The organism is Bordetella genomosp. 5, from assembly GCF_002261475.1.
Classification (GTDB): domain Bacteria; phylum Pseudomonadota; class Gammaproteobacteria; order Burkholderiales; family Burkholderiaceae_B; genus Bordetella.
In genome coordinates, this window is record NZ_NEVN01000011.1 from 158,528 (window position 1) to 184,009 (window position 25,482).

Below are 25,482 nucleotides of genomic sequence, written 5' to 3' on the forward strand. Positions count from 1 at the left end.
ATCAGCGTCGCCGGCCCCGCCGGCGGCGCGCAACGAGGTATCGATATGACGACCGACAACGTCGCCCCCCAGGAGCGTGAACCCGTGCGGGCCTCGCAGGTCTACCGCGCCGTCTGGCGCTGGCACTTCTATGCCGGCATGCTGGTGGTGCCCTTTCTGCTCGTGCTTGCCGTGACCGGCGCGCTCTACCTGTTCCACAACGAAATAGAAGACTGGTGGTACCGCGATCTGCGCACCGTGGCCGTCCAGCAGGCGCCCACGCTCGCGCCCGAGGCCATCGTGGCCCGGGCCGAGAGCGCGCACCCCGGCCGCGTGCTGAAGTACCTGCCCCCGGCCGCGCCCGATCGCGCGGCCGTCGTGGTGCTGCGGCCGCAGGACAGCGCCAATCTCTCGGTGTTCGTCGACCCCTACGCGGGCAAGGTGCTGGGCGCGCAGGAGGAGCGCGGCACGCTGATGTGGACCGTGCGCCAACTGCACAGCCTGTCTTTCTTCGGCCCGATCGCCAATGGCGCGATCGAGATCGCGGCCGGCTGGACCATCCTGCTGGTGCTGACGGGCCTGTACCTGTGGTGGCCGCGCGGGCGCCGGCAGGGGGTCGTGACGGTGCGCGGCACGCCGGGGCAGCGCGTGTTCTGGCGCGACCTCCACGCGGTGGCGGGCGCCTTCGCGGCGTTCTTCATCCTGTTCCTGGCGCTCACGGGCATGCCCTGGTCCATCGTGTGGGGCGCCAAGGTCAATCAATGGGCCAACGGCAACAACTTCGGCTATCCCAGCGGCGTGCGCGTCAACGTGCCCATGTCGGATGCCCGTCTGGCCGACGCCGGCAAGACGACGTGGTCGCTGGAACAGGCGCGCCTGCCGATGTCGCAGGCCGGTGCCGGGCACGACCATGGCGCGGGCCACGCGCAAGGGCACGGCGACGACGCCGGGCACGACCATGGACAGGCTCGGGCGGACGCCGAGGTCGCGCACGATCACGGCCAGGCGCCGCCGCCCGAACAGGCGCGCCCCGCGGGCGCTCCGCCCCCCATCGGCCTGGACGCCGCGGTCGCCGCGTTCACCCGGCTCGGCCTGGCGCCGGGCTATGTGGTCAACCTGCCCACCAGCGCCACGGCGGTCTATACGGGTTCGGTCTATCCCAACGACCTGGCCCGCCAGCGCGTGGTGCACCTGGACCAGTACAGCGGCAAGCCGCTGCTGGACATGAGCTATGCCGATTACGGGCCGCTCGGTCGCGGCCTGGAATGGGGTATCAATGTGCACATGGGCCAGGAGTACGGCCGGATCAATCAGATCGTGCTCGCGCTCGCCTGCCTGGCGATGGTGCTGATGTGCGTGGGCGGCGTCGCCATGTGGTGGAAACGCCGGCCCGTCGGCGGCCTCGGCATCCCGCCCCTGCCCAAGCAGCGGGCCGCCCTGCGCGGGGTGATGGTGCTGATGATCATTGGTGGCTGTGTGTTTCCGCTGGTGGGCGCGTCGCTGGTCGTCATGCTGCTGATCGATGCCGCCGTACAACGCGCGGGCGCGCCCGCTGTCACACGTTTGCAATGAGGCCCGGATGGCAGTAACGTGAGACCAAATTTCACGAAAATTTCACATTTCAGTCAACGCGCGGGCAGCCATCGCCGCCCGCGCCGAGAACGCCATGCCCTCCTCCGCACCGCCGCTCGCGACGCCGATCGTCCAGAGCCCCCTCACACCGCCCCCTGCAGATCTGCTTGCGCAGGCGTTCGCCATCTCGACGGTGCCGAACGCGTTTGGCGTGCTCGACCTGAGCACGACGCCGCTCGTCGCCTCGGGCAGCGAACGGGATGTGTACGAGCACCCGCATGACCGGAACCTGCTGATCAAGATCGTGAATGGCTCGCGCGCCCGCGAGCCGGGCCGGCGCGTGCGCTGGCACAAGAAATTTCATCGCGAGCAGGCGCACCGCGTCTTTCTCACGGAACTGATCGAGTACGTGTCCACCACCGTGCAGCACGGCGGGCTGGAGGGCAACGTCTTGCTGGCCCGGATCGCGGGCCTAGTCAACACCACGCACGGACTCGGGCTCGCGGTCGAAAAGATCGTGGACGATCAGGGCGCGATGGCCCCGACCCTGCATCAGGTCGTCAAGGATCAGGGCTTCGCGCCGGCGCTGCGCGCCGAGGTGCGGGCATTCTTCGAGGCGCTGATCGACGCGCACGTCGTTTTCAACGATGTCGGGGCGCGCAACATCGTGGTCGGCCGCAATGCCGAAGGCAAGTCGGGGCTGTATCTCGTGGACGGCTACGGGCCGAAGCAGGCGCTGCCGCTCTACGCGTGGAGCAAGTCGATGAACCGACGCCGCATCATGCGCAAGTATCTCGAGCTCGAGGCCAAGCTCGAGCGCCTGGGCGAGCAGGCACTCGGCCTGAACGGCGCACCGGGCATGCTCGCGCCGCACTGAGTCGTCCGTGCCGACGCGCGGGCGCCTCAGCCGTGATCGGCACCCGGGCCGTGCTTCAGGGCCTCGGCCATGCGCACCAGATCCGCGAGCGAATCCGCTTCCATCTTGCGCATCACGTGGCCACGGCGCACCTTGACCGTCACCTCGCTCAGCCCGAGGCGATCGGCCGCCTGTTTGTTGAGCAGGCCTTCCACGACGAGCGCCATCACCTCGCGCTCGCCCTCCGACAAGGACGACCAGCGTGCTCGCAGGGTGTCGTGCGCATGCTGCCGGACGCGACGCTGCCGGTCACGCTGCACCGCCTGATGGATCGCATCGAGCAGGTCCTGCTCGCGAAACGGTTTGGTCAGGAAGTCGACCGCGCCGCGCTTCATCGCGCCGACCGACATGGCCACATCGCCGTGGCCGGTGACGAACACGACGGGCAGTGCGATGCCCAAGGCATCCATCTCGCGATGAAAATCCAGACCGCTCTGGCCGGGCATGCGCACGTCCAGCACCAGACATCCCGGGCGGTCGGGCCGCGGCGCCGCTAAAAACGCCTGTACCGACGCATGCGTCTCGGCCTGCATGCCCACCGAACTGAACAGGTCTTCGAGGGCCGCGCGCACGCTGGCGTCGTCGTCGATGACGTGCACGAGCGGGGTATCGGCATCGGGGCCGGTGCCGGAGAGGGAGAGGCTCATGACGATGCTCCTGGGTTGCCTGGCAACGATACGCGAAACGAGGCGCCGGCGCCCTCCGGAGACGCCACCTCGATCGTGCCGCCCTGCGCCTCGACGATCGCGCGACACAGTGTCAGACCCAGGCCGGTACCGCCTTCCTTGGTGGTCCAGAACGCGTCGAACAGATGCGCCCGCACCTCCGGCCCCAGGCCCGGCCCGCTGTCGGTCACGGCAAACGCAACGCCGCCTGGCGCGTGCTGCGAGCGGATGGCCAGATGCCGCCGCGGCGCCCCGTCCATCGCCTCGATCGCGTTCAGAATGAGATTACCCAACACCTGCTGCAGTTGCACGGGATCGGCCAGCACCGGCGGCAGGCCCTCCTCAAGGTCGACCGAGAGCGCGATGTCGTGCCGGTCGATCTCGCCGCGTGCCAACGACACTGACTCGAGCAGGATCGCGTTGATGTCCAGCGTCTGTCGTTGCGGGGCTTCGTTGCGCGAGAGCCGGCGCACGCGCGTGATGACCTCGCTGGCGCGCTCGGCATCCAGCACGATGCGCTCGGCCGTGCGCTCGGCGCGCTCCAGATTGGGCGGCTCCATGCGCAGCCAGCGCAGCGCGGCGTTGGCACTGGCCGAGATCGCGGCCAGCGGCTGATTGACCTCGTGGGCGATCGACGTGGTGAGCTCGCCCAGGCTGCGGATGCGTGCCACGCGCAGCAGCTGGGCGCGGGCCTCGTGCGCCGCCGCCTGTGCGGCAACCAGCTTCAACGCGAGCAAGGTGGTGATGCCGATCGCGGCGATGCTGATCGCCCCGTTGATGAACCCCGATTCATGCATGCGCTCGCCCCACGCGGTGATCGCCATGCTGAGCAGCGTCAGCACGATGCTGGTCGCCGCGCTCAGTACCACGCCGCGCCGGGGCAACAGCCATACGGCGAGCAGGATCACCAGCACGTAAAACACCGCGACCGCGATCTCGAGGCGCGTGACCGTGTCGGCGATGAACACGGCGGCCATCAGGCCGCCGATCAGCGCGACCCGGGGCAGCAGGCGGGGCCGGCGCGTGCCATCGATCATCCGAGGGGTGTTCATATCAATCGCTCACGAAGCCCGGTCGTCGCACGGACGGAATGAGGCAGAGTGTAGCGGCGCGGCGCTCAGGCGGGGTTGTCGAGCGTGAAGCGGCCGGTTTCGTCTTCGTAGGCATAGAGTTCGGCGTAGCGGCCCCATTGAATCGCCGCCTGCAGCGTCCGCTCGGCGCAGTCTTCGGTCATGTGGTCTTCCAGCTCATCGCGGAAACGGCTGGCCGGCGCTTCGTGCGTGGCGCGGTCATCGAGCACGCGCCGGATGTGCGCCACGATGGGCACATATCCCAGCAGATGTTGCGCGAACAACTGCTTGCGCGCGTCGGTGTCGGCGCGCACATAACGCTGCGCCGCATCCAGCAGGCGCAGGTCGCCCTGGTCCAGCCGCGCGAAGCGCAACTGCTGCATGGCTTCCGCGATCGGAAACAAGGTGTCGGCATCGTAGCGCAGGGCCGCTGCGAGCTGTGGCAGATCGGTCTTGCCGCGATAGGGCGGCGCGGCCAGCGCCTCCATCAGACCGGCCAGCGCGTTGGTCGATACCGGCTTGAGCGGCGTGACGAGCCCGCCCGCGGCGCCGGCCGGCGCCTGCGGCGGTGCATCGTCGGGCGCCGTCATGCGCACGTAGATGTCCTCGACCAGCGCACGAAACGCGGGTGATTGACGATCGCGCGGACGCGGCAGATCGATGCGCAGCTCGGCGGCGACGCGCCCCGGATTGGACGAGAACAGCAGCACGCGATCGCACATCAACACGGCCTCTTCGATGTTGTGCGTCACCATCAGCATGGCGCGGATCGCCATCTCGCCGCGCTGCCACAGGGCGAGCAGGTCGGTGCGCAGCGTTTCGGCGGTCAGCACGTCCAGCGCCGAGAACGGCTCGTCGAGCAGCAGGATCCCCGGGTCGACCACCAGCGCACGCGCCAGGCCGACGCGTTGCCGCATGCCGCCCGACAGTTCCTTGGGATAGGCATTCTCGAAGCCGTCCAGGCCAATCAGGTCGATGGCTTGCAGCGCGCGCTGCCGGCGGGCGGGCGCCGGGATATGGCGTGCCTGCAGCCCCGTCTCGACGTTCTCCAGCACCGTCAGCCACGGAAAGAGCGCGAAGCTCTGAAACACCATGGCCAGGCGCAGATCGTCGGCGTGCGAAATCAGGCCCCTGGCCGGCGAGATCAGGCCGGCGATGGCGCGCAACAACGTGGACTTGCCCGAACCCGAGCGTCCGAGCAACCCGACGATCTCGCCGTCGGCCACGTCCATGTCCACACCATCGAGCACCACGCGTTGCGGGCCGTCGTCGCGGCCATAGGCGTGGCGCAGGCCGCGCACCGCCAGCAGTACATCGCGATCGTTCCTCATGTCGGTCTCCTTCATCCATCGAGACGGCAGCGGCGCTCCGCCAGCCGGTAGAGAGGACGCCACAGCAAGTGCGTGAACGCGAGCACGTACACGCTCATCACGATGACGCCCAATGCGACGGCGGCGGGCTCGCCCGCTTCGGTCGCGTGTGCGATCCAGGCGCCCAGCCCGGTCGCCGTCAGGTGGCGCTCGCCCCATTGAATCGATTCGGCCACGATGCTGGCATTCCAGCATCCGCCGGCGGCCGTGAGCGCGCCGGTCACGTAGAACGGCAGGATGGCGGGCAGCAGCAGGCGCCGCCACCGCTGCCAGCCGCGCAATCCGAGCATGCGCGCGGCATCCTTCAGATCCGCCGGGATGGCGCTGGCGCCCGCGATCACGTTGAACAGGATGTACCACTGCGTGCCGAGAATCATGAGCGGCGAGAGCCAGATCTCGGGATCGAGCCCGCCGCCGACGATGGCCATCACGGCGAACGGAAACAGCACATTGGCCGGAAACGCGGCCAGGAATTGCGCGAGGGGCTGCACGCGGCCCGCCCACGCCGGCCGCAGGCCGATCCACACACCGATGGGCACCCAGATCACGCTGGCCAGCACCAGCAGCACCGTGACGCGCAACAGCGTGAGCGCGCCCAGCCCGAGCACGTGCCCGACCTGCGCCACATCGAGCGGCGTGCGCCACAGCAGATACAGCGTGACGAGCGCGGCGGCAGCGGCCATCGCAACCCCACCCCGCGTACCGCGCGCCGCGGACGCGCCGCGCGCCGGGGCGGGCGACGAGGCCCGAACCGCGGCCACACGCATCAGGGTGCGCCAGGGCTCGACCGGCGCGCGCCGCGATCCCCGCACCGGCACCGGCCAGCGGAGCGGCGTTTCCGCGAGCCAGCACGCCGCCCGGGCCAGCATGGCGAACGGCAACCGCAGCCAGCGCGTGCGCTGGATCAGGGTGTACATCCACGAGCGCGGACGCGCCGATGATGCGGTGAGCTCCACGCGAAACTTGTCCGCCCAGACGACGACGGGCCGGAACACCAGCTGGTCGTACAACAGGATCACCACCGCCATGGCGCCGACCGCCTGCGCCACGGCCAGCATGTTCTCGTGCGCGATGGCCTGGGCGAGCCACGAGCCCAGCCCCGGCAGCGCGACGGTGGTGTCGCCCACGGTGATGGCCTCCGAGGCGACGACGAAGAACCAGCCGCCCGACATGGACATCATCGTGTTCCAGACCAGGCCGGGCACGGCGAACGGCAACTCCAGGCGCAGGAAGCGCTGCCGGCGCGAAAAGCCGAACTGCGTCGCGACGGCCGCGAGATCCGCGGGCACGGTGCGCAGGGACTGATAGAAGCCGAAGGTCATGTTCCAGGCCTGGCTCGTGAAGATGGCGAACACGGCCGCGCAATCCACGCCCAGTTGGTTGCCGGGAAACCAGCCCATGAAGAACGTGACCGTGAACGACAGGAAACCGAGCACCGGCACCGACTGCAGCACGTCGAGCGCCGGGACGATCACCCTCGCCGCGCGCCGGCTGTGGGCCGCCAGCGTGCCGACCGCGAAGGTGAACAGCAGGGAGACCGCCAGCGCCGCGAACATCCGCAGCGTCGTGAGCAGTGCATAGAACGGCAGGCGGGCGGGATCGAGCACCACGGGCTCGGCCTGCAACGCGGCGAGCGGCATCCGCATGTGCGCCAGGCCATAGCCGGCCAGCGCCATCAGCGCGGCCAACAGCAGGAAGGCCAGCGCGTCGGCCCAGGAGGGTGAGAGGCGCGCGCGCGGCAGCGCCGCGGCACGGGCGTTGTACGCAACGCGAGCAAGATCGACCATGACGCACCCTCCGCGATCCGGGTTGAAGGCCCGCGCGAAGGTGGCGAAGAGAGCGCTGCCGCAACGCGAGGGGACGCGGCGAACAGTACACCCGGCCCCGGTGCGAGGCCACGGCGCGTTGGGATCGTCGGAATGTGCGAAAAGCCGGTGAACCGATACTTTGGTATCGCCTCACCGGCTCAGCGGACGGCCAGCGCCTCCGGCAGGAGACTCAGGGCAGTCCTGTCGACCCTCGGGGATCAGCCCTTGGTCCAATCGCCGCGCGTCCACAGCGCGGGATCCAGGTTGGCGGGTGCGCTGGGCACCTCGGACGCATCGGCGAAGCGTGCCTCGGCCTTCTTGTCCTCGGTGAAGCGCAGCAGCAGCATGGCGGGATCGTCGGGGCGCTTCGCGACCAGCGTGGTCTGGCGCCACTTGCCTTCCGCGCCCTGCGCGTCGGCAACGCGCCACTCGAGCGCCACCGGGTCATTCCCCTTGCGCGCCGCGTAGCTGCATTGCCCCGTATCGCGCGCGGTGGACGTGGTGCCCGGCTCGGCACGCAGCGGTTGCGCCTCGCCGAAACGGAACTCCACGGGCTGGCCCGATTGATTGGCGACCGCGCAGGGAATCGCAGCGGGCGCCGTGTCACCCTTCATCCGGTTATAGGCGAGATCCGACATCGCCACGCCCACCCCGATCACGATCAGGGCGCCGAACATCCAGCGTTTTCCGATCTTGCGCTTCTCTCGCTTCTCCATCGTATCGACTCCTGTGCCTAGACGGTCGGAGTCTGTACAGCATGTGCCGTGCCTGGCGGCACGGCACCCCGCGCGCGGATCAGGGCGCCGCCTTGAGATTGCCGGCGCGCACGATCTCGGCCCACCGCTTCTCTTCGGCCTCCACATAGGCGCCCAGCTGGGCCGCATCGCCCACCTCCGGGACCAGACCTTCGAGTTCGAGCGCACCGCGGAAATCGGGCTTGGCCGCCGCCGCGCGTATGCCCTGGTTCAGGCGCTCAACGATGGCGGCGGGGGTGCCGGCCGGCGCGAACACGCCATACCAGCTGTCGACGTAGTAATCCGGCAGGCCCGCCTCGGCAACCGTGGGCACGTCGGGATACAGGGGCGATCGATCCCGCGTCGTCACGGCAAGCGCGCGCAACTGGCCATTCTTGATCTGCCCGCTCACGCTGGCCGAGGTGGAGAAGATCATGTCGATCTGGCCGCCGATCAGATCGTTGATGGCGGGGCCCGCGCCCTTGTACGGCACATGCAGGATGTCGAGCTTGCCCTGCCGCTTGAACAGCTCTCCCGCCAGATGCGCAGACGTGCCGTTGCCATACGAACCGAACGTCAGCTTGCCCGGATTGGCCCGCGCGTCCGCCAGCAGATCCGCCACGCTGCGATAGCGCGACTTGGCCGCCACCACCAGGATGTTCGGCGACTTTCCGATCAACGCCACCGGCGCGAAGGCGCGATCGGTGTCGTACGGCAGCTTGTCCTGGATCGCCGGGTTCACGGCATGGGCGAAGGTCGCCATCAGCAGCGTATAGCCGTCCGGCGCGCTCTTGGCCACATTGTCGGTACCGATGATCGTGCTGCCGCCGGGCCGGTTTTCCACCACCACGGTCTGGCCCAGGTCCGTGCCGAGCTCCTTCGCGAGCTGTCTGGCCACGATGTCGGTCCCGCCGCCCGGTGTGAACGGCACCACGATGCGCAGGGGCCGCTCGGGATACTGAGCCTGCGCGGTGGCGCCGCCCAGGAGCGGCGCGGCGCACAGGGCCGCCACCGTGAGGGCGCGGCGCAGGAAAAGAGATTGCTTCATGGTTTGTCTCCGGTTGAGCCGTGCCGTTCTGAGCGGTCACTGGCCGGTATCGATGTCGTTGTTGCGGATCAGGATGCGATGTCGGAATCGGCGAGCACGGCCACGCCATCGGCGGCCAGTACGCCCTGCCCGCGCGCCCTGACGAACAGGGGATTGATTTCGGCCTCGACCAGGCGCGGACCCAGCGCCTGCGCCATCTCGGCAAATGCCAGCACCGCCTCGACCAGCGCATCCACGTCGGCCGGCGGGCGGCCGCGGTAGCCGTCCAGCAACGGCCAGGTTTTCAGGCCGTGCAGCGCCTCTCGCACCTGCTCGGCACGCAAAGCCGCGCCCGCTTCGGGCAACAGCAACAGCGCCGTGTCGCGAACCAGTTCGGCCACGACGCCGCCCATGCCGATCAGGAGCGCGGTGCCGAGCGCATCCCTGCGTACGCCGAGAATGAGTTCGGCCACCCCGCTCGCCATTTCCTGCACGAGAAAGGCGTCGGGCTCGAAGCCGGCTTGCGAGCGCACCGCCTGGCGCATCTCGTCCAGGCTCGCGCCCACGCTGTCCACGGTTTCGCCCAGCCGCACGCCGCCCATCTCGGTCTTGTGCGTGATCCGCGCCGACAGCAGCTTGAGCGCGACCCTGGGTCCGAGCTCGGCGGCGGCCGCGCGCGCCTGGCCGGCATCGTGCACGATGCGCTCGCGCACACCCGGCACCCCGTAATGCGCGAACAGCGCTTTGGACCGCGCCTCATCGAGCGTGCCCGAGGGCAGGTCCGCGGGCAGCGCGCGCGGCGGCCTGCCAGGAGCCTCGTCGCGCGCCCGCGCGGCCATCTCGTGCGCGTGGCGCAGCGCGGCCATCGCCGCGCCCAGACTCTCGGGCGCGTGAAACGCGGCGATACCGAAGCGGCCCAGCACCTCGGCAGCGGCCGGGGCATGCGGACTGACGTAGGCGAGCACCGGCTTGCCGCCCTCGCCGATCGAATCGCGCAGCGCCTCGGCCATGAGCTCCGGACGTGCCACGCCGGACGATCCCACGATCACAACCAACGCGTCGTAGTCGGGGCTATCGAGCAGCACGCGCAGCACGCGACGCAGCAGATCGGGCTGCAGGCCGGCGAGCGTCACGTCGATCGGATTGCGGTCCAGCACGGCGTGATCGCCGTCCTGCAGCGCCCGCAACGCGGCCGCCGTGTCGGTCGTCGGCGCGGGCAGCTCGAAACCCGCCAGGCCCAGGCTGTCGGCCAGCAGGGTGCCGGCGCCGCCGGTGGAGGTCAGTACCGCCACGCGCGAGCCCGTCAGCGGACGCCCCGTCGCCAATGCCGCGGGCATGTCGAGCAGGTCGGAGAAGGTCTGTGCACGCAGAATGCCGGCCTGCGCGAACAGGGCGTCGTAGACCCGGTCGGCCCCCGCGAGCGCGCCGGTATGCGAGGCCGCCGCGCGCGCTCCCGATTCGGAACGGCCGATCTTGAACGCCACCACGGGCTTGCCCGCCCGCGCCGCCTTCTGCGCGGCGCGCCGGAACGCGGCCGGATCGCGGATGCTCTCCACGTAAAGCGCGATCACGCGCGTGGCCGGGTCATCGGCCAGCATGTCGACGAAGTCGGCTAGGTCCAGATCCACTTCATTGCTGGTCGAAATCAGGCGTGAAAAGCCGATCCCGCGCGCCGTGGCACGCGATAGCAGGGCACCCAGGATGCCGCCGCTCTGCGACACCAGCCCGATGCTGCCGGCGAGCAGTTCGCCCGCGTCGAGCGCGCCACTGGCCGACAGCGTGATGCGGTCGGTCAGGTTGACCAGCCCGATCGTGTTGGGCCCGAGGATGCGCATGGCGCCCGCCGCCTCGCGCAATTCGCGCTGACGCCGCTCGCCCTGCTTGCCCGCTTCGGCATAGCCGCTGGCAAGCACGATGGCGGCGCCGGTGCCGCGCGCCGCCAGTTCGCGCACGGCCTGCTGCGTGCGCTCCGCGCCCAGCAGCACCAGCGCCACGTCGGGTGCCTCCGGCAAAGCGGCGATATCGGGATAGCAGCGCAAGCCCTCGATCTCGGCCACGCGCGGATTGACCGGATAGATGCGGCCGCCGTAGCCGTGCTTCAGCAGATACCGCACGGGCCGCCCGGACGTCTTGGCCGGGTCCGCCGAGGCGCCGATCACCGCCACGCTGCGCGGTGTCATGAGTCGTTGCCAGAGGCTCATTGCCGTGCCTCCCGCGCCTGCGCCATGCGCGCGAGAAACGCCGTCACCGACTCGCGGTGCTCGCTGCTGGTGTAGCAGATGCCCTGGGCCTGGCTGCCCATGGCAAAGACCTGTTCGGCGGATAGCTCGAAGCTCTGATTCAGGATGGACTTGCCCAGCGCCAGCGCGGTGGCCGAGCCCTGCGACAGCGATGCCGCCCACGCCTGGGCCTCCGCCAGCAAGGTGGCGGGCGGCGCGAGCCGGTCGGCCACCCCGAGGGCCAGCGCCTCGCCGGCGTCGACCTTGCGACCGCTGTAGATCAGCTCCTTCGCGCGCGACAGGCCCACGCGGCGCGGCAGGAAGTACATGCCGCCGCCATCGGGAATCAGGCCGCGTGCGATGTAGCTCCACGCGAACGAGGCCTCCTCGGACGCCAGCACGAAATCGCACGCGAGCGCGGTGTCGGCGCCCAATCCCGCCGCCGCGCCATTCACGGCGGCGATGGTGGGCTTGGGCATGTGAAACAGCAGGCTCACCGCCTGGTGCACGGTCTGTTGGCGCGACCAGCCATTGAAGGCCACTTCGCCCGCGGGGGCCTCCATGCGCTGCTGCATGCCGGCGACGTCGCCACCCGCGCAGAATCCCTTGCCCGCGCCCGTCAGCACGAGCGCGCGCACGGCGCGTTCACCGGCTACCCATTGCAGGGCGGCGACGAATTCGGCGCGCATCGCGTCCGTGAAGGCATTGCGCTTGTCGGGACGGTTGAGCGTGAGGGTGGCGACCCCGTCCTGCGTGCGCAGGTCGATGAAGTCGAAGGTGGGCATGATGGTCTCCGTGGTGAGGCGCGTGCCGGTCATCGCCGGCCGCGCTGGCATGCCGACCACAGTACGCGCTAAAGTCGGAGCGCACACCCCGCTATTTCCACAGAATGGAATTGCAATGAGCACCCTCCCCGCGCGCGCAGCGCGCTTCGACGGACCCGGACAGAACCGCTCGCTGGAACGCGGCATCGAGATCCTGCGCGCCTTCCGGCCCGGCACCGATCTGCTCGGCAACAGCGAGCTCGCCGAACGCACCGGCCTGTCTCCGGCCACCATCAGCCGGCTGACGCAGACCCTCGTGACGGGCGGATTCCTGGAGCACGACCGGTCGGCGCGCGCCTATCGTCTGGCCGCGCCCGTGCTGAGCCTGGGCCACGCCATGCGGGCCGCATCACCGGTGCTGCATACGGCCATGCCGCTCATGCACGAAGCCTCGGCCAGGCTGAAGGTAAACGTCGGGCTCGCGAGCCCCGATCGTCTGGACATGATCTATCTCGATTCGATCCGCTATCACCGCAAGGCGTCGTTGCGCACGGTGGTGGCGGGCCAGCGTGTGCCCATCGAACTCACATCGCTGGGACACGCGTACCTGGCCGCGCTGCCGCCCGCGGCGCGCCAGGCGCTGCTGGGGGCCTTGCGCGCCGCGCATCGGCCCGCCGCGTGGCGCGACATCGCGCGCGACATCCGCCAGGCCACTGTCGAGGTGGCGCAAGCGGATTACTGCGCGGCGTCCTGGCAGCCCAACGTGGTGGCGCTCGCCACGCCGCTCGCGACCGACGGCGGCCCGCTGGCATTGAACTTCAGCTTGCCGGTCGACGACGCGGCGGCGCAACGCACACGCATCGCGGCCGGCCTGGCGCCGGCGCTGCTGCGATTGAAGGAAGAGATCCTGTGCGCCCTGGCGGGCCGCGCGGAAAGCCGCTGAGCGGCCGCGCTCAGGCGTCGATGCCGCGCGGACGATTGGCGCGGGCGCGCACCGCCGGATCGTTGGCCAGCGCGTCGTCGGTGGTGCTGCGCAACGCCAGCACGGGCGTGACGGGCGCCACCACGGCCGGCGCCATGCCGGCGGCAGCGGCCAACTGGGCCGGATTGAGCGGCGGGTTGGCCATCGCCACGCGATACTGCTGCAGCTCCATCAGGCTGTCGATGTCGCTGAGGTTGTTGGCGTTGTCCGCGCGGGCCTGCAGCTGGGCCTGCTCGTCGCGATAGGCTTGCACGGCGCGATGCAGCGTTTCATCGGCATGCGTGTCGCGCAGGAGATCCACGGACACCGACGGAACGTCGGGCGCGGGGATCGTCACGGGCTTGGGCTGCACGGTGTCGACGCGGGCATCGAAACGCCCGGTGGCTTCGGCGCGCGCGAGGCGCGCCGCTTCGCGGCTGCGATACAGCGGGTCGGTGCGCAGATCGTCGATGCGATACGGCGTGGACCCGATACGGTCGATCGGACTCAAGCTCATAAACACCTCCTCGGGCCGCCAGGCGGCACGCTGATGGGTTCAGCATAGCCAAGTGTCGCGCTCAGGGCAAACGGCCGCCCGCGCTGCGGACGGCCGTGTTCCGGTCGGCGCGCGCAGCGCGCCATCACGACGGACGGGCCGGCGCCTCGATCGTCCCGCTATCCGCCGCGGCGGATTCGCCGTCGGCAGCGTTCCAGCCGCCGCCCAGCGCGCGGAACAGCGTGGACAACGCGATCTGCCGCTGCGTGCTGGTCTCGATGAACGCGCTTTCGTTGGTGTAGGCGCTGCGCTGCGCGTCGAGATAGCGCAGATAGTCGTCGACGCCGGCCTTGTAGCGCGCCTCGGACAGGCGCAGGGCCTCGCGGCTGCTGCGCACCAGCGCCTCGCGCGCCGCCTCCTCGCGGCGCAGGGTATCGGTGGCGGCCAGGGCATCGGCCACTTCGCGGAAGGCCGTCTGAATGGTCTGCTCGTACGCGGCCACCGCGATATCCTTGCGCACGCTCGCCAGATCGAGATTGGCCACGTTGCGGCCGCCGCTGAAGATCGGCAGCGACAACTGCGGCGCGAAGCTCCATGCGCGCTGTCCGGCGTCGAACAGGTTGCCGATGTCGGCGCTCGAACTGCCCAGGAACCCCGTGATCGAGATGCGCGGGAAGAACGCGGCACGCGCGGCGCCGATGTCCGCGTTGCGTGCCCGCAGTCGCGCTTCGGCCGCGTGGATGTCGGGACGGTGCACCAGCAGGGCCGACGGCGTGCCGGGGGCCAGGTCCTGCACCAGCAGTGGGCCCGTGGCCGGCTGCAGGGGCAGGAAGGGGCCGAGATCCGCCGCGCCGACCAGCAGCACCAGCGCATTGCTCGCCTGGCGGAATTCGCGGTCCGTGCGCTCGAGCTCGGCGCGCGCCTGCTCGGTGAGGCCCAGCGCCTCCTGATAGTCCAGCGCGGTGGCCGTTCCGGCCTTGCGGCGCTCCTGGATCAGCCCCAGCGAGGACTCCCGGGTGCGCAGCGTGTCCGCCGTCAGGAGACGCCGCCGCAGTGCGCCGTCGCGCGTCAGGTAGGCCTGCACGACTTCGGCCACGAGCGTGATCTCGGCGCTGCGTGCGCCGCTTTCGGTGGCGAGGTACTCCTGCAGCGCCGATTCGGACAGGTTGCGCACGCGACCGAACAGATCGATCTCGAACGCGGCCAGGCCCACGCCTGCCTGCCATTGCGATTGCACCTGCGACTGCTGGGTCGCGCTCAGGTCGGCGGGCACGCGCTGGCGCGTGCCGCTGCCCTGCGCCTCGATGCCGGGCAGGCGGTCGGCACGCTGCACGCGGTATTGGGCGCGCGCGGCCTGCACATTCAGGAGCGTCTGGCGCAGGTCGCGATTGTTCGCCAGCGCCATGTCGATCAGCTTGCGCAGATCGGCGTCGACGATGAAGTCCTGCCAGTTCAGGGTGGCCGCGGCCGACGCCGGCGCGGCGTCGGTCGCGCCCTGTCCCGGCCACTGCGCCGCGATCGGCGCGGCCGGACGTTCATGGGTCGGCGCCAGAGAGCAGCCGGCCAGCACCGCGGCGAGCGTGAGCACCATGCCGGTACGGAGAATTGCGTGTTGCGTCATGATGGTCATTCCTCGATTGCGCGCGGGGCGGTGGCGGCGCGTTCCTTGCGGCGCCGCGCGAACGACAGCACCCAGACAAAGAAGATCGGCACGAACAGCACGCCCAGCGTGGTCGCGGTCAGCATGCCGCCGATCACGCCGGTGCCGATCGCGCGCTGACTCGCGCCCCCCGCGCCCGACGCGATGGCCAGCGGCACCACGCCCAGGATGAAGGCGAGCGAGGTCATCACGATGGGCCGGAAGCGCAGGCGCGCGGCATGGATGGCGGCGTCGAATACCGACTTGCCCTGCTCCACCTCGTTCTTGGCGAACTCCACGATCAGGATCGCGTTCTTGGCCGACAGACCGATGATGGTGATGAGGCCGACCTTGAAGTACACGTCGTTCGGCATGCCGAAGGCCATCACGGCCAGCACCGCGCCGATGGCGCCGATCGGCACGATCAGCATCACCGCGGCCGGCACGGCCCAGCTTTCGTACAGGGCCACGAGCACGAGGAACACCACCAGGAACGCCAGACCGATCAGCATCGGCGCCTGCGAGCCCGCCAGACGCTCCTGGAACGACAGGCCGGTCCATTCGTAGCCGATGCCCTCGGGCAACTCGGCCACGATCCGCTCGATTTCGGCCATGGCCTCGCCGCTGCTGTAACCCGGCGCGGCATCGCCTGCGATGCGGAACGCCGGATAGCCGTTATAGCGGGCGATCTGCACCGGGCCGATTTCCCAGTCGATCTTGGTGAACGCGCTCAGCGGCACCTGCTCGCCCCGGCTGTTGGGCACGTTGAGTTCGAGCAGGCGTTCGGGCGTCATGCGGTCGGCCACGTCGGCCTGCACCACCACGCGTTGCAGACGGCCGGCGTTGGCGAAGTCGTTGACGGTGGCCGAGCCATAGGCGCTCGAGATCGCGGTGTTGATGATGTCGAAGCTGATGCCGAAGGCCTCGGCCTTGTCGCGGTCGATGTCCAGGCGCAGCTGCGGCGCGTCTTCGAGCCCTTCCGTCATGGCGTAGAGCAGCACCGGCGACGCATTGGCCTTGGCCAGCAGCTCGTTGCGCGCAGCCACCAGGGCTTCGCGGCCGAGACCACCCCGGTCCTGCAGGCGCAGCGCAAAACCCCCGGCATTGCCCAGGCCTTCGATCGGCGGCGGATCCACGGCCATCACCCGGCCGTCCTCCAGGCTGGCGAAGTGGGCGTTGAAGGCCGCCACGTCATCCGAGGCCGAGCCCTCGCGGTCGGACCAGTCGTGCAGCGTCGGGAAACCCAGCGCGGCGTTCTGACCCGTGCCCGAGAAGCTGAAGCCCAGCACCATCACCGTCTGCTGCGTCGCATCGCGCTTGAGCAGATACTCGTCGAGCTCGCGCACCACCTTCTCGGTGCGCTGGTACGTCGCGCCCGGCGGCAGTTGCACGTCGACGATGTAGTAGCCCTGATCTTCGGTGGGCACGAAGGCTTCGGGCAGGCGCGTGTACATGAAGCCCAGGATCGCGACGATCACCGCGTAGATCACCATGTAGCGGCCGGCGCGGCGCGAGAGCCGTGCGCTGAGCCACTCGAACTTGCCCGTGAGGGCGCCGAACTTGCGGTTGAACCAGCCGAAGAAGCCCTTCTTCTCGTCGTGATGACCCTTGGGGATGGGCTTGAGCAGCGTCGCGCACAGCGCCGGCGTCAGCGTCAGCGCCAGGAACCCGGAGAACAGGATCGACACCGCCAGCGACAGCGAGAACTGGCGATAAATCACGCCCACGGATCCGCTCATGAAAGCGAGCGGGAAGAACACCGCCGAGAGCACCAGCGTGATGCCCACGATCGCGCCCGACACCTGCTGCATGGCCTTGATGGTGGCGTCGCGCGGACTCAGGCCCTCTTCGGCCATGATGCGCTCGACGTTCTCCACCACCACGATCGCATCGTCGACCAGAATACCGATGGCCAGCACCATGCCGAACATGGTCATCATGTTCACGGAGAAGCCGAGCCCGTACATCACGCCCAGGGTGCCCGCCAGGCACACCGGCACCACGATCGTCGGAATCAGGGTGTAGCGGAAATTCTGCAGGAACAGGAACATCACCAGGAACACCAGCACCACGGCTTCGATCAGCGTGTGCACCACCTTCTCGATGGCCACCTGCACGAAGCGCGATGTGTCGTACGGCACCTGGTATTCGATATCGGCCGGGAAGCCGGCGGACAATTCCTGCAGGCGCGCCTTGACGGCCTCCGCGGTCTGCAGCGCGTTGGCGCCCGACGCGAGCTGCACCGCGCCGCCCACGGCCTTGGCGCCCCCGGCCAGCATGTCGAAGTTGTAGTCCTGGCGGCCGATTTCCATGCGCGCCACGTCGGACAGTCGCACCGACGAGCCGTCCGGATTGGCACGCAGCACGATCCGGCCGAATTCTTCGGGGGTGTCGAGCATGCCCTTGACGGCGATGGTGGCGCTCAGCTCCTGGTCCGGAGAGCCGGGGCGGCTGCCGAAACTGCCGGCCGGCACCTGGACGTTCTGCGCGGCGATCGCCGCGTTCACGTCGGCGATCGACAGGCCGTAACCCAGCAGCTTCTGCGGATCCACCCACACGCGCATCGCGGCCTCGGCCGCGAAGAACTGCAGGCGGCCCACGCCTTCGACGCGGCGCAGCTCGTTATTGATGTTGCGCGCGGCATAGTCGGCCAGCTGCACCACATCCTTGTTTTCGGCGCCGTCTTTGTAGGTGAGCGTGTAGATCAGCAGAAAGCCGGCGTTGGCCTCCTCGACCTGCAGGCCCTGCTGCGTCACCGCGGCGGGCAGGCGTGCCTCCGCCTTCTTGATGCGGTTCTGCACGTCGACCTGCGCCAGCGCCGGATCGGTGCCGGGCTTGAACGTGACGGTGATCTCGCCGCTGCCCGAAGAGCTGCTCGACGACTCGTAGTACAGCAGGTCTTTCGCGCCGTTGAGCTCTTCCTCGATGACGCTCGTGACGGAGTCGACCACGGTGGATGCCGAGGCGCCCGGGTACGTGGCCATGATGGAGATCTGCGGCGGCGCGACCACCGGGAATTGCGAGACCGGCAGCGCCTTCATGGCGAGCAGGCCGGCCAGCGTGATGAAGATGGCGATCACCCACGCGAAATTGGGGCGATCGATAAAAAACTTTGGCATGTCTGAACCTCGATGGGCAGCGGCGCGGGCCGTGTTCAGCCGCGCGGCGCGGCGGTGGCGGCTTGCTTGGGTGCGTCGCCGCCGGCGGCGGGCGCGGCCACTTCGACCTTCTGGCCGGGCTGGGCGTTGCCGCCCACGATGACCTGCTCACCGGCCTTCAGGCCCTGCACGATGTGCCAGTCGGCGCCGCGCATCGTGCCGGTGACGACCTCGCGGGCCTGCGCCGCGCCCTCGCCATCGACCACCATGACCTGCGCCTTGCCATCGGGAGCGCGTTGCACGGCGCGCTGCGGCACGAGGATCGCCTGGGGATCGGTGCCCTGCTGGGTGTGCACGCGTACGTACATGCCCGGCATCAGCATGCCGTCGGCGTTGTCGAACTGGCCGCGCAGCGACACCTGCCCCGTGCCCCGGTCGACCGTAATGTCGGAGAACAACAGGTGGCCGTCGCGCGTCTTGTCGGTGCCGTCGATCGTGATCGAAATCCGCGCGCCCTTGTCCTTGTCCTGCGCCAGGCGGCCCTCGGCCAGCGCCTCGCGCATGCGCAACACCTCGGCGATGGGTTGCTTGAAGTCGGCGTAGACGGGGTCGAGCTGTTGAATCGTCGCCATCGGCGTGGCTTCGTTCTGACCGACCAGCGCGCCTTCGGTCACGAGCGCGCGCCCGATGCGACCCGAGATCGGCGCGGTCACCGTGGCGTAGTCGAGGTTGAGCTGCGCGGTTTCGACGCCGGCACGCGCGGATTGGCGGGCGGCCTGCGCGCTCTTGTAGCGCGCCACCGCCGCATCGAACTCCTGACGGCTCACGGCCTCGATCTTCACGAGCGGCTCATTGCGGCGCACGACGGCCTGCGCGTCGAACAGCGTGGCTTCGGCCTGGGCCAGCTCGCCCTGCGCGCGCGACAGCGCGGCCTTGAACGGAGCCGGGTCGATCTGGAACAGCACCTGGCCCGCCTTCACATCGGCGCCTTCTTCGAAATTGCGCTTGAGCACGATGCCCGCGACGCGGGCCCGGACTTCCGCCACCCGCACCGGCTCGATGCGGCCGGGCAGTTCGCTGGCCAGGGTGAACGACTGCGGCTGGACCGTGACGGTCTGAACGCGAGGCGCCTGGGCCTCCTGCGGCGGACCGCCTTCCTGGCCGCACGCCGCCAGCGCCAGCACCAGGGCCGCCAGCACCAGCCGGCCGGCCGGCTTCGATCCAAGTCGATGCACCTTCATGATTTTTATCCAGATTAACCCTTAGAGGTCGCTTATGTTATAGAAAAGCGTAAAATGAATCCACTTAGATTCATTTGGGGTTATTCTTGACCAAACCGGTATACTGTGAGCAAAGAGACAACCCCGCCCCTGGGTGAGACGATTCCGCGGCGATTCGCCCCCGGTTCCGCCACCCTCGCTACGCGCCTCCGCCCGCCCATGGCCCATTCCACTCAAACGGAAGACCCCAAGTTCCTCGCCGCCCTGGCCATCGCCCTGGTGGAGCGCCCGCGCGCCAGCCTGCAGGAGCTCGCGCGCGCCGTGGGGGTGAGCAAGGCCACGCTGTATCGCTTCTGTCATACGCGAGAGGAGCTGATCGAGCGCCTCATGGCGCACGGCATCGAGATCTTCAGCCAGGCCATCGATGAAGCTGGCCTCGACGACTCGCCGCCCGCCGATGCGCTGCGCCGTCTGGCCCAGATCAGCTTCGAGCACCGCGAGATCAACGCCTTCCTGATGTACTACTGGAAGCCCGACTCGCCGATGGAAATGCAGCTGCAGGCGGAGTCGCGCTGGTCTTCCGCCCTCGACCGTTTCTTCCTGCGCGGCCAGCAAGCGGGGGTTTTCCGCGTCGACGTCACGGCGGCCGCGCTGACCGAAATGTGGGTGTCGCTGCACTGTGGCCTGATCGACGCGGAGCGCCGCGGCCGCATCGCCCGCTCGGGCCTGGCCCACGTGCTCGAGAGCATGTTCATCGAAGGCGCCCGCGCGCGCTGACACGCTCGGGCGGTTCGCCCGGCTCGGCGCATAGGCCTCGGGCGGCTCGCCCGGCTCGGCGCATGGGCCTCGGGCGGCGGCTGCACGACCGCCTCTGCGGGTTCCCGCCCCCTCCCCGTCCGTGCAGGCCCCTGTCCGCCCCTGCCGCCCGCGTCTTAACGCAGCGTTGACAAAGCCCTCCCTACACTGCGCCGCCAACAAGACGCATTTTCATTACAGGGACGGGAAAGATGGCGGAATCGACACAGGCGCGGCGCACCGCGCGACACATGCGCGCGACCGCGCTGCAGGCGGCGCTGGGTCTGGCGTTCGCGTCGACGGCACAGGCGCAATCCACCGATGCCGGCGCCACCACGCTGGCGCCGGTGCAGGTGCAGGGCGAAGCGCCGGGCTATCAGGCCGAGCGCCTGAGCTCCGGCAAGTTCACGCAGCCGTTGCTGGACACGCCGCAGAGCATCACCGTGGTGCCGCGCGAAGTCATCGAAGAACAGCGCGCGCAGAGCCTGCAGGATGTGCTGCGCAATGTGCCGGGCATCACCTTCACATCGGGTGAAGGCAATCTCGGCTGGGGCGACATGTTCACGATTCGCGGATTCTCCGCCGAGCAGAGCATCATGGTCGATGGCATCCGCGACGCGGGCCTGGCCAGCCGCAGCGATACCTTCAACCTGGAACGCGTCGAGGTGTTCAAAGGCACGGGCAGCCTGGAGTCCGGCGTTTCGGCCGTCGGCGGCGCCGTGAATCTGGTCAGCAAGGAGGCCCGCCTCGGCAGTTTCCGCGATGTCTCGGCCACGCTGGGCACCGACGAGTACCGCCGCGTGACGGCCGACATCAACGAGCAACTCGGCGATTCGAGCGCCCTGCGCGTCAACCTCATGCGCCACGGCAACAACGTGTCGGAACGCGCCGTGACCGACAACGATCGCTGGGGCCTGGCCGGCTCGCTCGCGCTCGGGCTGGGCACCCCCACCCGCATCACCGTCGACTACCTGCACCAGGAGGACCGCAATACGCCCGATGGCGGCGTGCCCATCCTGCGCGGCACCCACGGCAAACGCATGCCGGGCGTGGCGCGCAATGCCTGGTACGGCGACCCTGACCTCTACCGCGACGACACGCGCACCGACGTGGCCACGCTCAAGCTCGAGCACGATCTGTCGGACGACACCCGCATCTCGAACATCACGCGCTACGAGCGCACCACCCGCCTCACCGTGCTGTCGCCCGCGCGCTTCAACGAAGCGGCCGGCAATTCGTATGGCTATGCGGGCGTGGGCCCGCTCACGAACGCCTCGGGCGTGCCCTCGTACAGCGGCTATACCGCCATCGCCAACGGCGATTCGACCACGGCGCGGCTGCGCGGCAACGATTTCGGCTTGTCCAAGCGCTACACGATCCTCGCCAACCAGACCAACCTCGCGTTCACCGCCGACACGGCGGGCGTGCACCACGATCTCGTGGCCGGCGTGGAGTTCTACCGCGAACGCTATGGCGATCTCAAGCGCGGCGTGCGGGTGCCCTCGATCAATCCGTTGATCGATCTGCGCGAGCAGCACGGCACCGACCTGGGCGGCGTCGACGGCGTGAAGGGCGCGGCGGGCAACTACGCCGAGATCCAGAACACGGGCTTGTATCTGGCCGACACCGCCACGCTCAACCCTGCCTGGAAGCTGATGGGCGCGCTGCGCTACGACCGCTACCACGTGAAGCAGGTCAACGGCACCGCCGGCGCGCACACGACCGAGCGCAGCACGGATGGCGCGTGGAGCGGCCGCGTCGGCCTGAACTACAAGCCGATGGACAACGGCAGTATCTACGTGAGCTACAGCCAGGCCGCGCAGCCCTCCGCCGTGGGCGCATCGTCCAACAACATCATCTACGGCAACACCAGCAGCGAGCGCTTCAAGCCCGCCGTGTCGCGCACCTGGGAGGCCGGCACCAAGTGGGACCTGTTCGGTGAATCCATGTCGGTCACGGGTGCGGTGTTTCGCACCGAGCTGACGGATTCGTGGGACTACGGCGATGACGCGACGGTGGTGCGTTCGCTGCCGGCCAAGGCCGTGCACGGCCTGGAGCTGGGCCTGGCCGGGCAGATCACGCCGCGCTGGTCCGCCTTCGCGGGCGTGGCACTGATGAAGAGCCGCATCACCAAGGGCGAGAACAAGGGCGCCGAAGCGAAGAACGTTCCCGACGCCACGTTCAACCTCTGGACCACCTACGCCGCCACCGACAAGCTCGCGCTGAGCTACGGCGTGCAATACATGGGCAAGCGCCGCTACAGCGACAACAAGTACGTGGGCGGCCTGAACAACAACAGCAGCACCGTCAACGGCGCGCTCGGTCGTCATCCCGTCTACGTCAAGGACGGCGAAAAGGCGCCCTCGTACTGGCTGCACTCCGTGGCCGCGCGCTATCGCGTCGACGACACGCTCACGCTCGGCCTGAACGTGGATAACCTGTTCAACACGTTCTACTACAGCCGCGTGGGGGCCTCGCTCGACGGCTTCCAGCTCTACGGCGTGCCCGGGGCGGGCCGCACGGTCACGCTCTCGGCCGACCTGCACTTCTAGGCGCCATCATGATGGTCACCATCCCCGCCGTGTTCTCGCCGGCCGAAGCGCGCATGCTGTGCGACGAACTGCTAGCCGCCGACTGGGTAGATGGCAGGCAGACCGCCGGCCAGCAATCGGCCCGCGTCAAACACAACCGTCAACTGGCCGCGGAGGATCCGCTGGCGGCCCGTATCGGCCAGCACATCATCGACCGCCTGGCGCAGAACGCGGTGTTCATGGCGGCGTCGCTGCCGGCCAGGATCTATCCGCCGCTGTTCAACCGTTACGCGGGCGGCGAGGCCTTCGGCGCGCATGTGGACAATGCGGTGCGCGGCGTGCGCGCCAGCCGTGAACGCGTGCGCACCGACCTTTCGGCCACGCTGTTTCTGGCCGAGCCCGACACCTACGACGGCGGCGAGCTGGTGGTGCAGGACACCTATGGCGAGCATCGCGTGAAGCTGCCCGCCGGCCACTTGGTGCTGTACCCGGGCTCGAGCGTGCACCGCGTGGAGCCCGTCACACGGGGCGAACGGATCTCATCGTTCTTCTGGATCCAGAGCCTCGTGCGCGGCGATGCGCAGCGCAATCTGCTGCTCGACCTTGATGTGGCGATCCAGCAGCTGACGCAGCAACAGGCCCCGAACGAACCGCTCGTGAAGCTGACCGGCTGCTATCACAACCTGCTGCGCATGTGGGCGGAGGTGTAGGCGGCGCGGGCGTGCGCACGCCCGCGCAACGCTTTACATACGCGCGGCCTGCCAGGCGGCGCCGCTCGACGTGGTGCCGGCCATCGTCTTGCCGTTGACCTGGCCGGTGTAGCGTTCGCTGCCGACGCTGAACTCGATATTGGCGCCATCGAGACGCGTGTTGCTGAGCGCGAGTGCGTTGTCGCCCTGGCCCAGCTTGCCCGTGAACTTCTGGAACTTCTGCTCGAGCGCCAGCGGCTTGCCGCCCAGCGTCCAGTTGCCCTCGACCTTGGCCGGCACGATCCACAGGAATGCATTGCAGAAGCTGTTGCAGCCTTCGGAAACGCGCGCCGAATCATCGGGCTCCCAGTCGTCCATCGTGAACGAGTTGGACACCACGCGCGTGCCCGGCTTCATGTCCAGCAGCGTCGGCCGCAGGCGCAGGTTGAGGTCGGACAACAGGAACAGCGTCACGACCGACGCCTTGGTGAAATCGGTCTTGAAGATGTCGGCCTGTTCGAAGGTCGCCGTCTCGGCCACGCCCTCGCGCTGCGCGGCGCGCTTGGACACCTCGACCAGATCGCCGTTGAACTCGATGCCGTGCGCCCGCGTGCCGCGCTTGGCCGCGGTGATCACGGTACGGCCATCGCCGGAGCCCAGATCCACCAGATAGTCCTCGGGCTTGATTTTCGCGAGCCCCAGCATGCTGTCGACCAGATGCTGATTGGTCGGCACCCAGATCACGTCCTTGCCCGACTGCCCCACGGTGGGCTCGTAGGCCGCGCCCCCGGCGGGCGGGGTCTGCGCCGAGGCGCAGGCGCCCAGCGCGATCGTGCACACCGCGGCAGCGACGGTTTTACGGAAACTCAACATGGGCCTGACTCCTGAAAGATGACGGTCCTGCGACCGGAAGATGGGGATGCGTTGCGGACGGTCCGCAAGCGGGCGATGGGAAATAGCCTCCATAGCGGCCGGCACCGGGGTGCGGCCGGACAAACGTTCAGCTTGGTCGTTCAGCTTGGTGACAGATACCGAGCATAGCGTCCTCGCCCGCGCGGGCCAACCCGCGCGCGCGGCGAACTGTTCGGCAGGAGATGGACTGGTGAGGCGCGGCCGGCCAGGCGCGGCCGGCCAGGCGCGGCTGGCGAGGTGCGCCCGGCGAGGTGCGGCCCGGTTGCGGCCCGGTTGCGGCCCGGTTGCGGCAAAGTGTCGGCCACGAATGGCGGGCGCGGCGGTTTACCAACACCTTGCAGGGGAATTTGCACCACGTCGGTGCATCGGCGGCCTGTCGCATTGACAGACGCAGCGGCACTCAAAATAATAACCATTTCCATTTCAGTATTCTGCGGTTGTTCGGCGCCGATCCGTGAGGAGGTAGTCGCTCGATCTGAAGGTTCGACCTTGACTACGCCCCACAGCCTCGCCTCACCGACCGTCGAATCGCTGTACTGCAGCCATCATTCCTGGCTGCGGTCCTGGCTGCAGCGCCGGCTGGGCAATGCCGAGCAGGCCGCCGACCTCGCGCAGGACACCTTCATCCGCCTGCTGTCGAGCGACCGGGTGCCGCCGCGGCTCGACGAGCCCCGCGCGTTTCTCACGACCGTGGCGCAACGCCTGCTGTCCAACCACTGGCGCCGCGAAAAGCTCGAACGCAGCTATCTCGACGCGCTGGCTCAGGCGCCCCAGGAACTCGCCCGCTCGCCCGAAGAGCGCGCGCTGATCCTCGAAACGCTGCACGAGCTCGACCGCCTGCTCGACGGCCTGCCCGAACCGAGCCGCCGCGCCTTCCTGATGTCGCAGCTCGAGGGCCAGACGCACGCGCAGATCGCGCAGGCGCTGGAAGTCTCCATCCCCACGGTGAAACGCTACATCGCGCGCGCACTGCAGCGCTGCTATTTCGCCGACCTGAGCTTCACGGGCTGAACGCGC

Annotated in this window: 20 protein-coding genes; 7 read left to right on the forward strand and 13 right to left on the reverse strand. The window is 69.0% G+C overall.

Translation table 11 applies throughout. From position 1 onward, the window contains the following. Positions 1-45 precede the first annotated feature (45 nt). Both CEK29_RS20270 and CEK29_RS20275 read left to right on the forward strand, forming a co-directional pair. Positions 46-1,551 carry a PepSY-associated TM helix domain-containing protein gene (locus CEK29_RS20270; RefSeq protein ID WP_094859146.1) on the forward strand — a complete coding sequence of 502 codons (1,506 nt, stop codon included), beginning with the start codon at positions 46-48 and terminating at the stop codon, positions 1,549-1,551. A gap of 94 nt (positions 1,552-1,645) precedes the next feature. Further along, positions 1,646-2,428, forward strand: coding sequence for a YrbL family protein (locus tag CEK29_RS20275; RefSeq protein WP_094804163.1), 783 nt, complete (start codon positions 1,646-1,648; stop codon positions 2,426-2,428). Positions 2,429-2,454: 26 nt separating this feature from the next. Here CEK29_RS20275 and CEK29_RS20280 read toward each other — a convergent pair whose 3' ends face one another. From CEK29_RS20280 to CEK29_RS20315, 8 genes are all read right to left on the reverse strand, one after another. Further along, positions 2,455-3,114, reverse strand: coding sequence for a response regulator transcription factor (locus CEK29_RS20280; RefSeq protein ID WP_094859147.1), 660 nt, complete (start codon positions 3,112-3,114; stop codon positions 2,455-2,457). Continuing rightward, positions 3,111-4,184, reverse strand: a complete 1,074-nt coding sequence (locus CEK29_RS20285; RefSeq protein ID WP_255176222.1) for a sensor histidine kinase — start codon at positions 4,182-4,184, stop codon at positions 3,111-3,113. The genes CEK29_RS20280 and CEK29_RS20285 overlap by 4 nt, the downstream gene beginning before the upstream one ends. Before the next feature lie 65 nt (positions 4,185-4,249). Further along, on the reverse strand, positions 4,250-5,533 hold the full coding sequence (locus CEK29_RS20290) for an ABC transporter ATP-binding protein (protein WP_255176223.1): 1,284 nt from the start codon (positions 5,531-5,533) through the stop codon (positions 4,250-4,252). A gap of 11 nt (positions 5,534-5,544) precedes the next feature. After that, a complete protein-coding gene (locus CEK29_RS20295) occupies positions 5,545-7,359 on the reverse strand; it encodes an ABC transporter permease (RefSeq protein ID WP_094859150.1) in 1,815 nt (604 codons plus the stop codon). 239 nt (positions 7,360-7,598) lie between these two features. Then, entirely contained in the window at positions 7,599-8,096 is a 498-nt protein-coding gene (locus tag CEK29_RS20300; protein ID WP_094859151.1) for a hypothetical protein, read from the reverse strand. Positions 8,097-8,175: 79 nt separating this feature from the next. After that, positions 8,176-9,162: a tripartite tricarboxylate transporter substrate binding protein gene (locus CEK29_RS20305; RefSeq protein WP_094804175.1), complete on the reverse strand. Its 987-nt coding sequence runs from the start codon at positions 9,160-9,162 to the stop codon at positions 8,176-8,178. A 68-nt stretch (positions 9,163-9,230) separates the two neighbouring features. Continuing rightward, positions 9,231-11,342, reverse strand: a complete 2,112-nt coding sequence (locus CEK29_RS20310) for an acetate--CoA ligase family protein (protein WP_094859152.1) — start codon at positions 11,340-11,342, stop codon at positions 9,231-9,233. Next, positions 11,339-12,145, reverse strand: a complete 807-nt coding sequence (locus tag CEK29_RS20315) for an enoyl-CoA hydratase/isomerase family protein (RefSeq protein WP_094859197.1) — start codon at positions 12,143-12,145, stop codon at positions 11,339-11,341. The genes CEK29_RS20310 and CEK29_RS20315 overlap by 4 nt, the downstream gene beginning before the upstream one ends. Positions 12,146-12,260: 115 nt before the next feature. Here CEK29_RS20315 and CEK29_RS20320 point away from each other — a divergent pair, with 115 nt between their 5' ends. Next, positions 12,261-13,067: an IclR family transcriptional regulator gene (locus CEK29_RS20320; protein WP_094859153.1), complete on the forward strand. Its 807-nt coding sequence runs from the start codon at positions 12,261-12,263 to the stop codon at positions 13,065-13,067. Between the two features lie 10 nt (positions 13,068-13,077). Here CEK29_RS20320 and CEK29_RS20325 read toward each other — a convergent pair whose 3' ends face one another. From CEK29_RS20325 to CEK29_RS20340, 4 genes are all read right to left on the reverse strand, one after another. Further along, positions 13,078-13,602 carry a hypothetical protein gene (locus tag CEK29_RS20325; protein ID WP_094859154.1) on the reverse strand — a complete coding sequence of 175 codons (525 nt, stop codon included), beginning with the start codon at positions 13,600-13,602 and terminating at the stop codon, positions 13,078-13,080. A gap of 124 nt (positions 13,603-13,726) precedes the next feature. Next, on the reverse strand, positions 13,727-15,202 hold the full coding sequence (locus CEK29_RS20330) for an efflux transporter outer membrane subunit (RefSeq protein ID WP_217903893.1): 1,476 nt from the start codon (positions 15,200-15,202) through the stop codon (positions 13,727-13,729). A 5-nt stretch (positions 15,203-15,207) separates the two neighbouring features. After that, entirely contained in the window at positions 15,208-18,339 is a 3,132-nt protein-coding gene (locus CEK29_RS20335; protein WP_094804184.1) for an efflux RND transporter permease subunit, read from the reverse strand. A 35-nt stretch (positions 18,340-18,374) separates the two neighbouring features. Beyond that, positions 18,375-19,559 (reverse strand): efflux RND transporter periplasmic adaptor subunit, encoded by a 1,185-nt coding sequence (locus tag CEK29_RS20340; protein WP_094804186.1) that lies wholly within the window; start codon positions 19,557-19,559, stop codon positions 18,375-18,377. Between the two features lie 198 nt (positions 19,560-19,757). Here CEK29_RS20340 and CEK29_RS20345 point away from each other — a divergent pair, with 198 nt between their 5' ends. The 3 genes from CEK29_RS20345 to CEK29_RS20355 all read left to right on the forward strand — a co-directional run bounded on the left by CEK29_RS20345 (position 19,758) and on the right by CEK29_RS20355 (position 23,574). Next, positions 19,758-20,315: a TetR/AcrR family transcriptional regulator gene (locus CEK29_RS20345; RefSeq protein ID WP_094859156.1), complete on the forward strand. Its 558-nt coding sequence runs from the start codon at positions 19,758-19,760 to the stop codon at positions 20,313-20,315. Between the two features lie 269 nt (positions 20,316-20,584). Then, a complete protein-coding gene (locus CEK29_RS20350) occupies positions 20,585-22,885 on the forward strand; it encodes a TonB-dependent receptor (RefSeq protein ID WP_094859157.1) in 2,301 nt (766 codons plus the stop codon). 8 nt (positions 22,886-22,893) lie between these two features. Beyond that, a complete protein-coding gene (locus CEK29_RS20355; RefSeq protein ID WP_094859158.1) occupies positions 22,894-23,574 on the forward strand; it encodes a Fe2+-dependent dioxygenase in 681 nt (226 codons plus the stop codon). 33 nt (positions 23,575-23,607) lie between these two features. Here the strand turns inward: CEK29_RS20355 and CEK29_RS20360 are convergent, their stop codons facing one another. After that, complete coding sequence (locus CEK29_RS20360; RefSeq protein WP_094804194.1) at positions 23,608-24,426, reverse strand: SAM-dependent methyltransferase; 819 nt, start codon at positions 24,424-24,426, stop codon at positions 23,608-23,610. A 528-nt stretch (positions 24,427-24,954) separates the two neighbouring features. Here CEK29_RS20360 and CEK29_RS20365 point away from each other — a divergent pair. Continuing rightward, the gene (locus tag CEK29_RS20365; RefSeq protein ID WP_094804196.1) at positions 24,955-25,476 is read left to right on the forward strand and encodes a sigma-70 family RNA polymerase sigma factor; all 522 of its coding nucleotides are present in this window, start codon (positions 24,955-24,957) and stop codon (positions 25,474-25,476) included. Positions 25,477-25,482: the final 6 nt, after the last annotated feature.

Coding starts and splice junctions, on each gene's coding strand:
- CEK29_RS20320 (WP_094859153.1), top strand. CDS start 12,261: ATGAGCACCCTCCCCGCGCGCGCAGCGCGCTTCGACGGACCCGGACAG.
- CEK29_RS20275 (WP_094804163.1), top strand. CDS start 1,646: ATGCCCTCCTCCGCACCGCCGCTCGCGACGCCGATCGTCCAGAGCCCC.
- CEK29_RS20300 (WP_094859151.1), bottom strand. CDS start 8,096: ATGGAGAAGCGAGAGAAGCGCAAGATCGGAAAACGCTGGATGTTCGGC.
- CEK29_RS20270 (WP_094859146.1), top strand. CDS start 46: ATGACGACCGACAACGTCGCCCCCCAGGAGCGTGAACCCGTGCGGGCC.
- CEK29_RS20290 (WP_255176223.1), bottom strand. CDS start 5,533: ATGAGGAACGATCGCGATGTACTGCTGGCGGTGCGCGGCCTGCGCCAC.
- CEK29_RS20315 (WP_094859197.1), bottom strand. CDS start 12,145: ATGCCCACCTTCGACTTCATCGACCTGCGCACGCAGGACGGGGTCGCC.
- CEK29_RS20350 (WP_094859157.1), top strand. CDS start 20,585: ATGCGCGCGACCGCGCTGCAGGCGGCGCTGGGTCTGGCGTTCGCGTCG.
- CEK29_RS20355 (WP_094859158.1), top strand. CDS start 22,894: ATGATGGTCACCATCCCCGCCGTGTTCTCGCCGGCCGAAGCGCGCATG.
- CEK29_RS20280 (WP_094859147.1), bottom strand. CDS start 3,114: ATGAGCCTCTCCCTCTCCGGCACCGGCCCCGATGCCGATACCCCGCTC.
- CEK29_RS20360 (WP_094804194.1), bottom strand. CDS start 24,426: ATGTTGAGTTTCCGTAAAACCGTCGCTGCCGCGGTGTGCACGATCGCG.
- CEK29_RS20295 (WP_094859150.1), bottom strand. CDS start 7,359: ATGGTCGATCTTGCTCGCGTTGCGTACAACGCCCGTGCCGCGGCGCTG.
- CEK29_RS20305 (WP_094804175.1), bottom strand. CDS start 9,162: ATGAAGCAATCTCTTTTCCTGCGCCGCGCCCTCACGGTGGCGGCCCTG.
- CEK29_RS20340 (WP_094804186.1), bottom strand. CDS start 19,559: ATGAAGGTGCATCGACTTGGATCGAAGCCGGCCGGCCGGCTGGTGCTG.
- CEK29_RS20325 (WP_094859154.1), bottom strand. CDS start 13,602: ATGAGCTTGAGTCCGATCGACCGTATCGGGTCCACGCCGTATCGCATC.
- CEK29_RS20335 (WP_094804184.1), bottom strand. CDS start 18,339: ATGCCAAAGTTTTTTATCGATCGCCCCAATTTCGCGTGGGTGATCGCC.
- CEK29_RS20330 (WP_217903893.1), bottom strand. CDS start 15,202: ATGACGCAACACGCAATTCTCCGTACCGGCATGGTGCTCACGCTCGCC.
- CEK29_RS20345 (WP_094859156.1), top strand. CDS start 19,758: ATGGCCCATTCCACTCAAACGGAAGACCCCAAGTTCCTCGCCGCCCTG.
- CEK29_RS20310 (WP_094859152.1), bottom strand. CDS start 11,342: ATGAGCCTCTGGCAACGACTCATGACACCGCGCAGCGTGGCGGTGATC.
- CEK29_RS20285 (WP_255176222.1), bottom strand. CDS start 4,184: ATGAACACCCCTCGGATGATCGATGGCACGCGCCGGCCCCGCCTGCTG.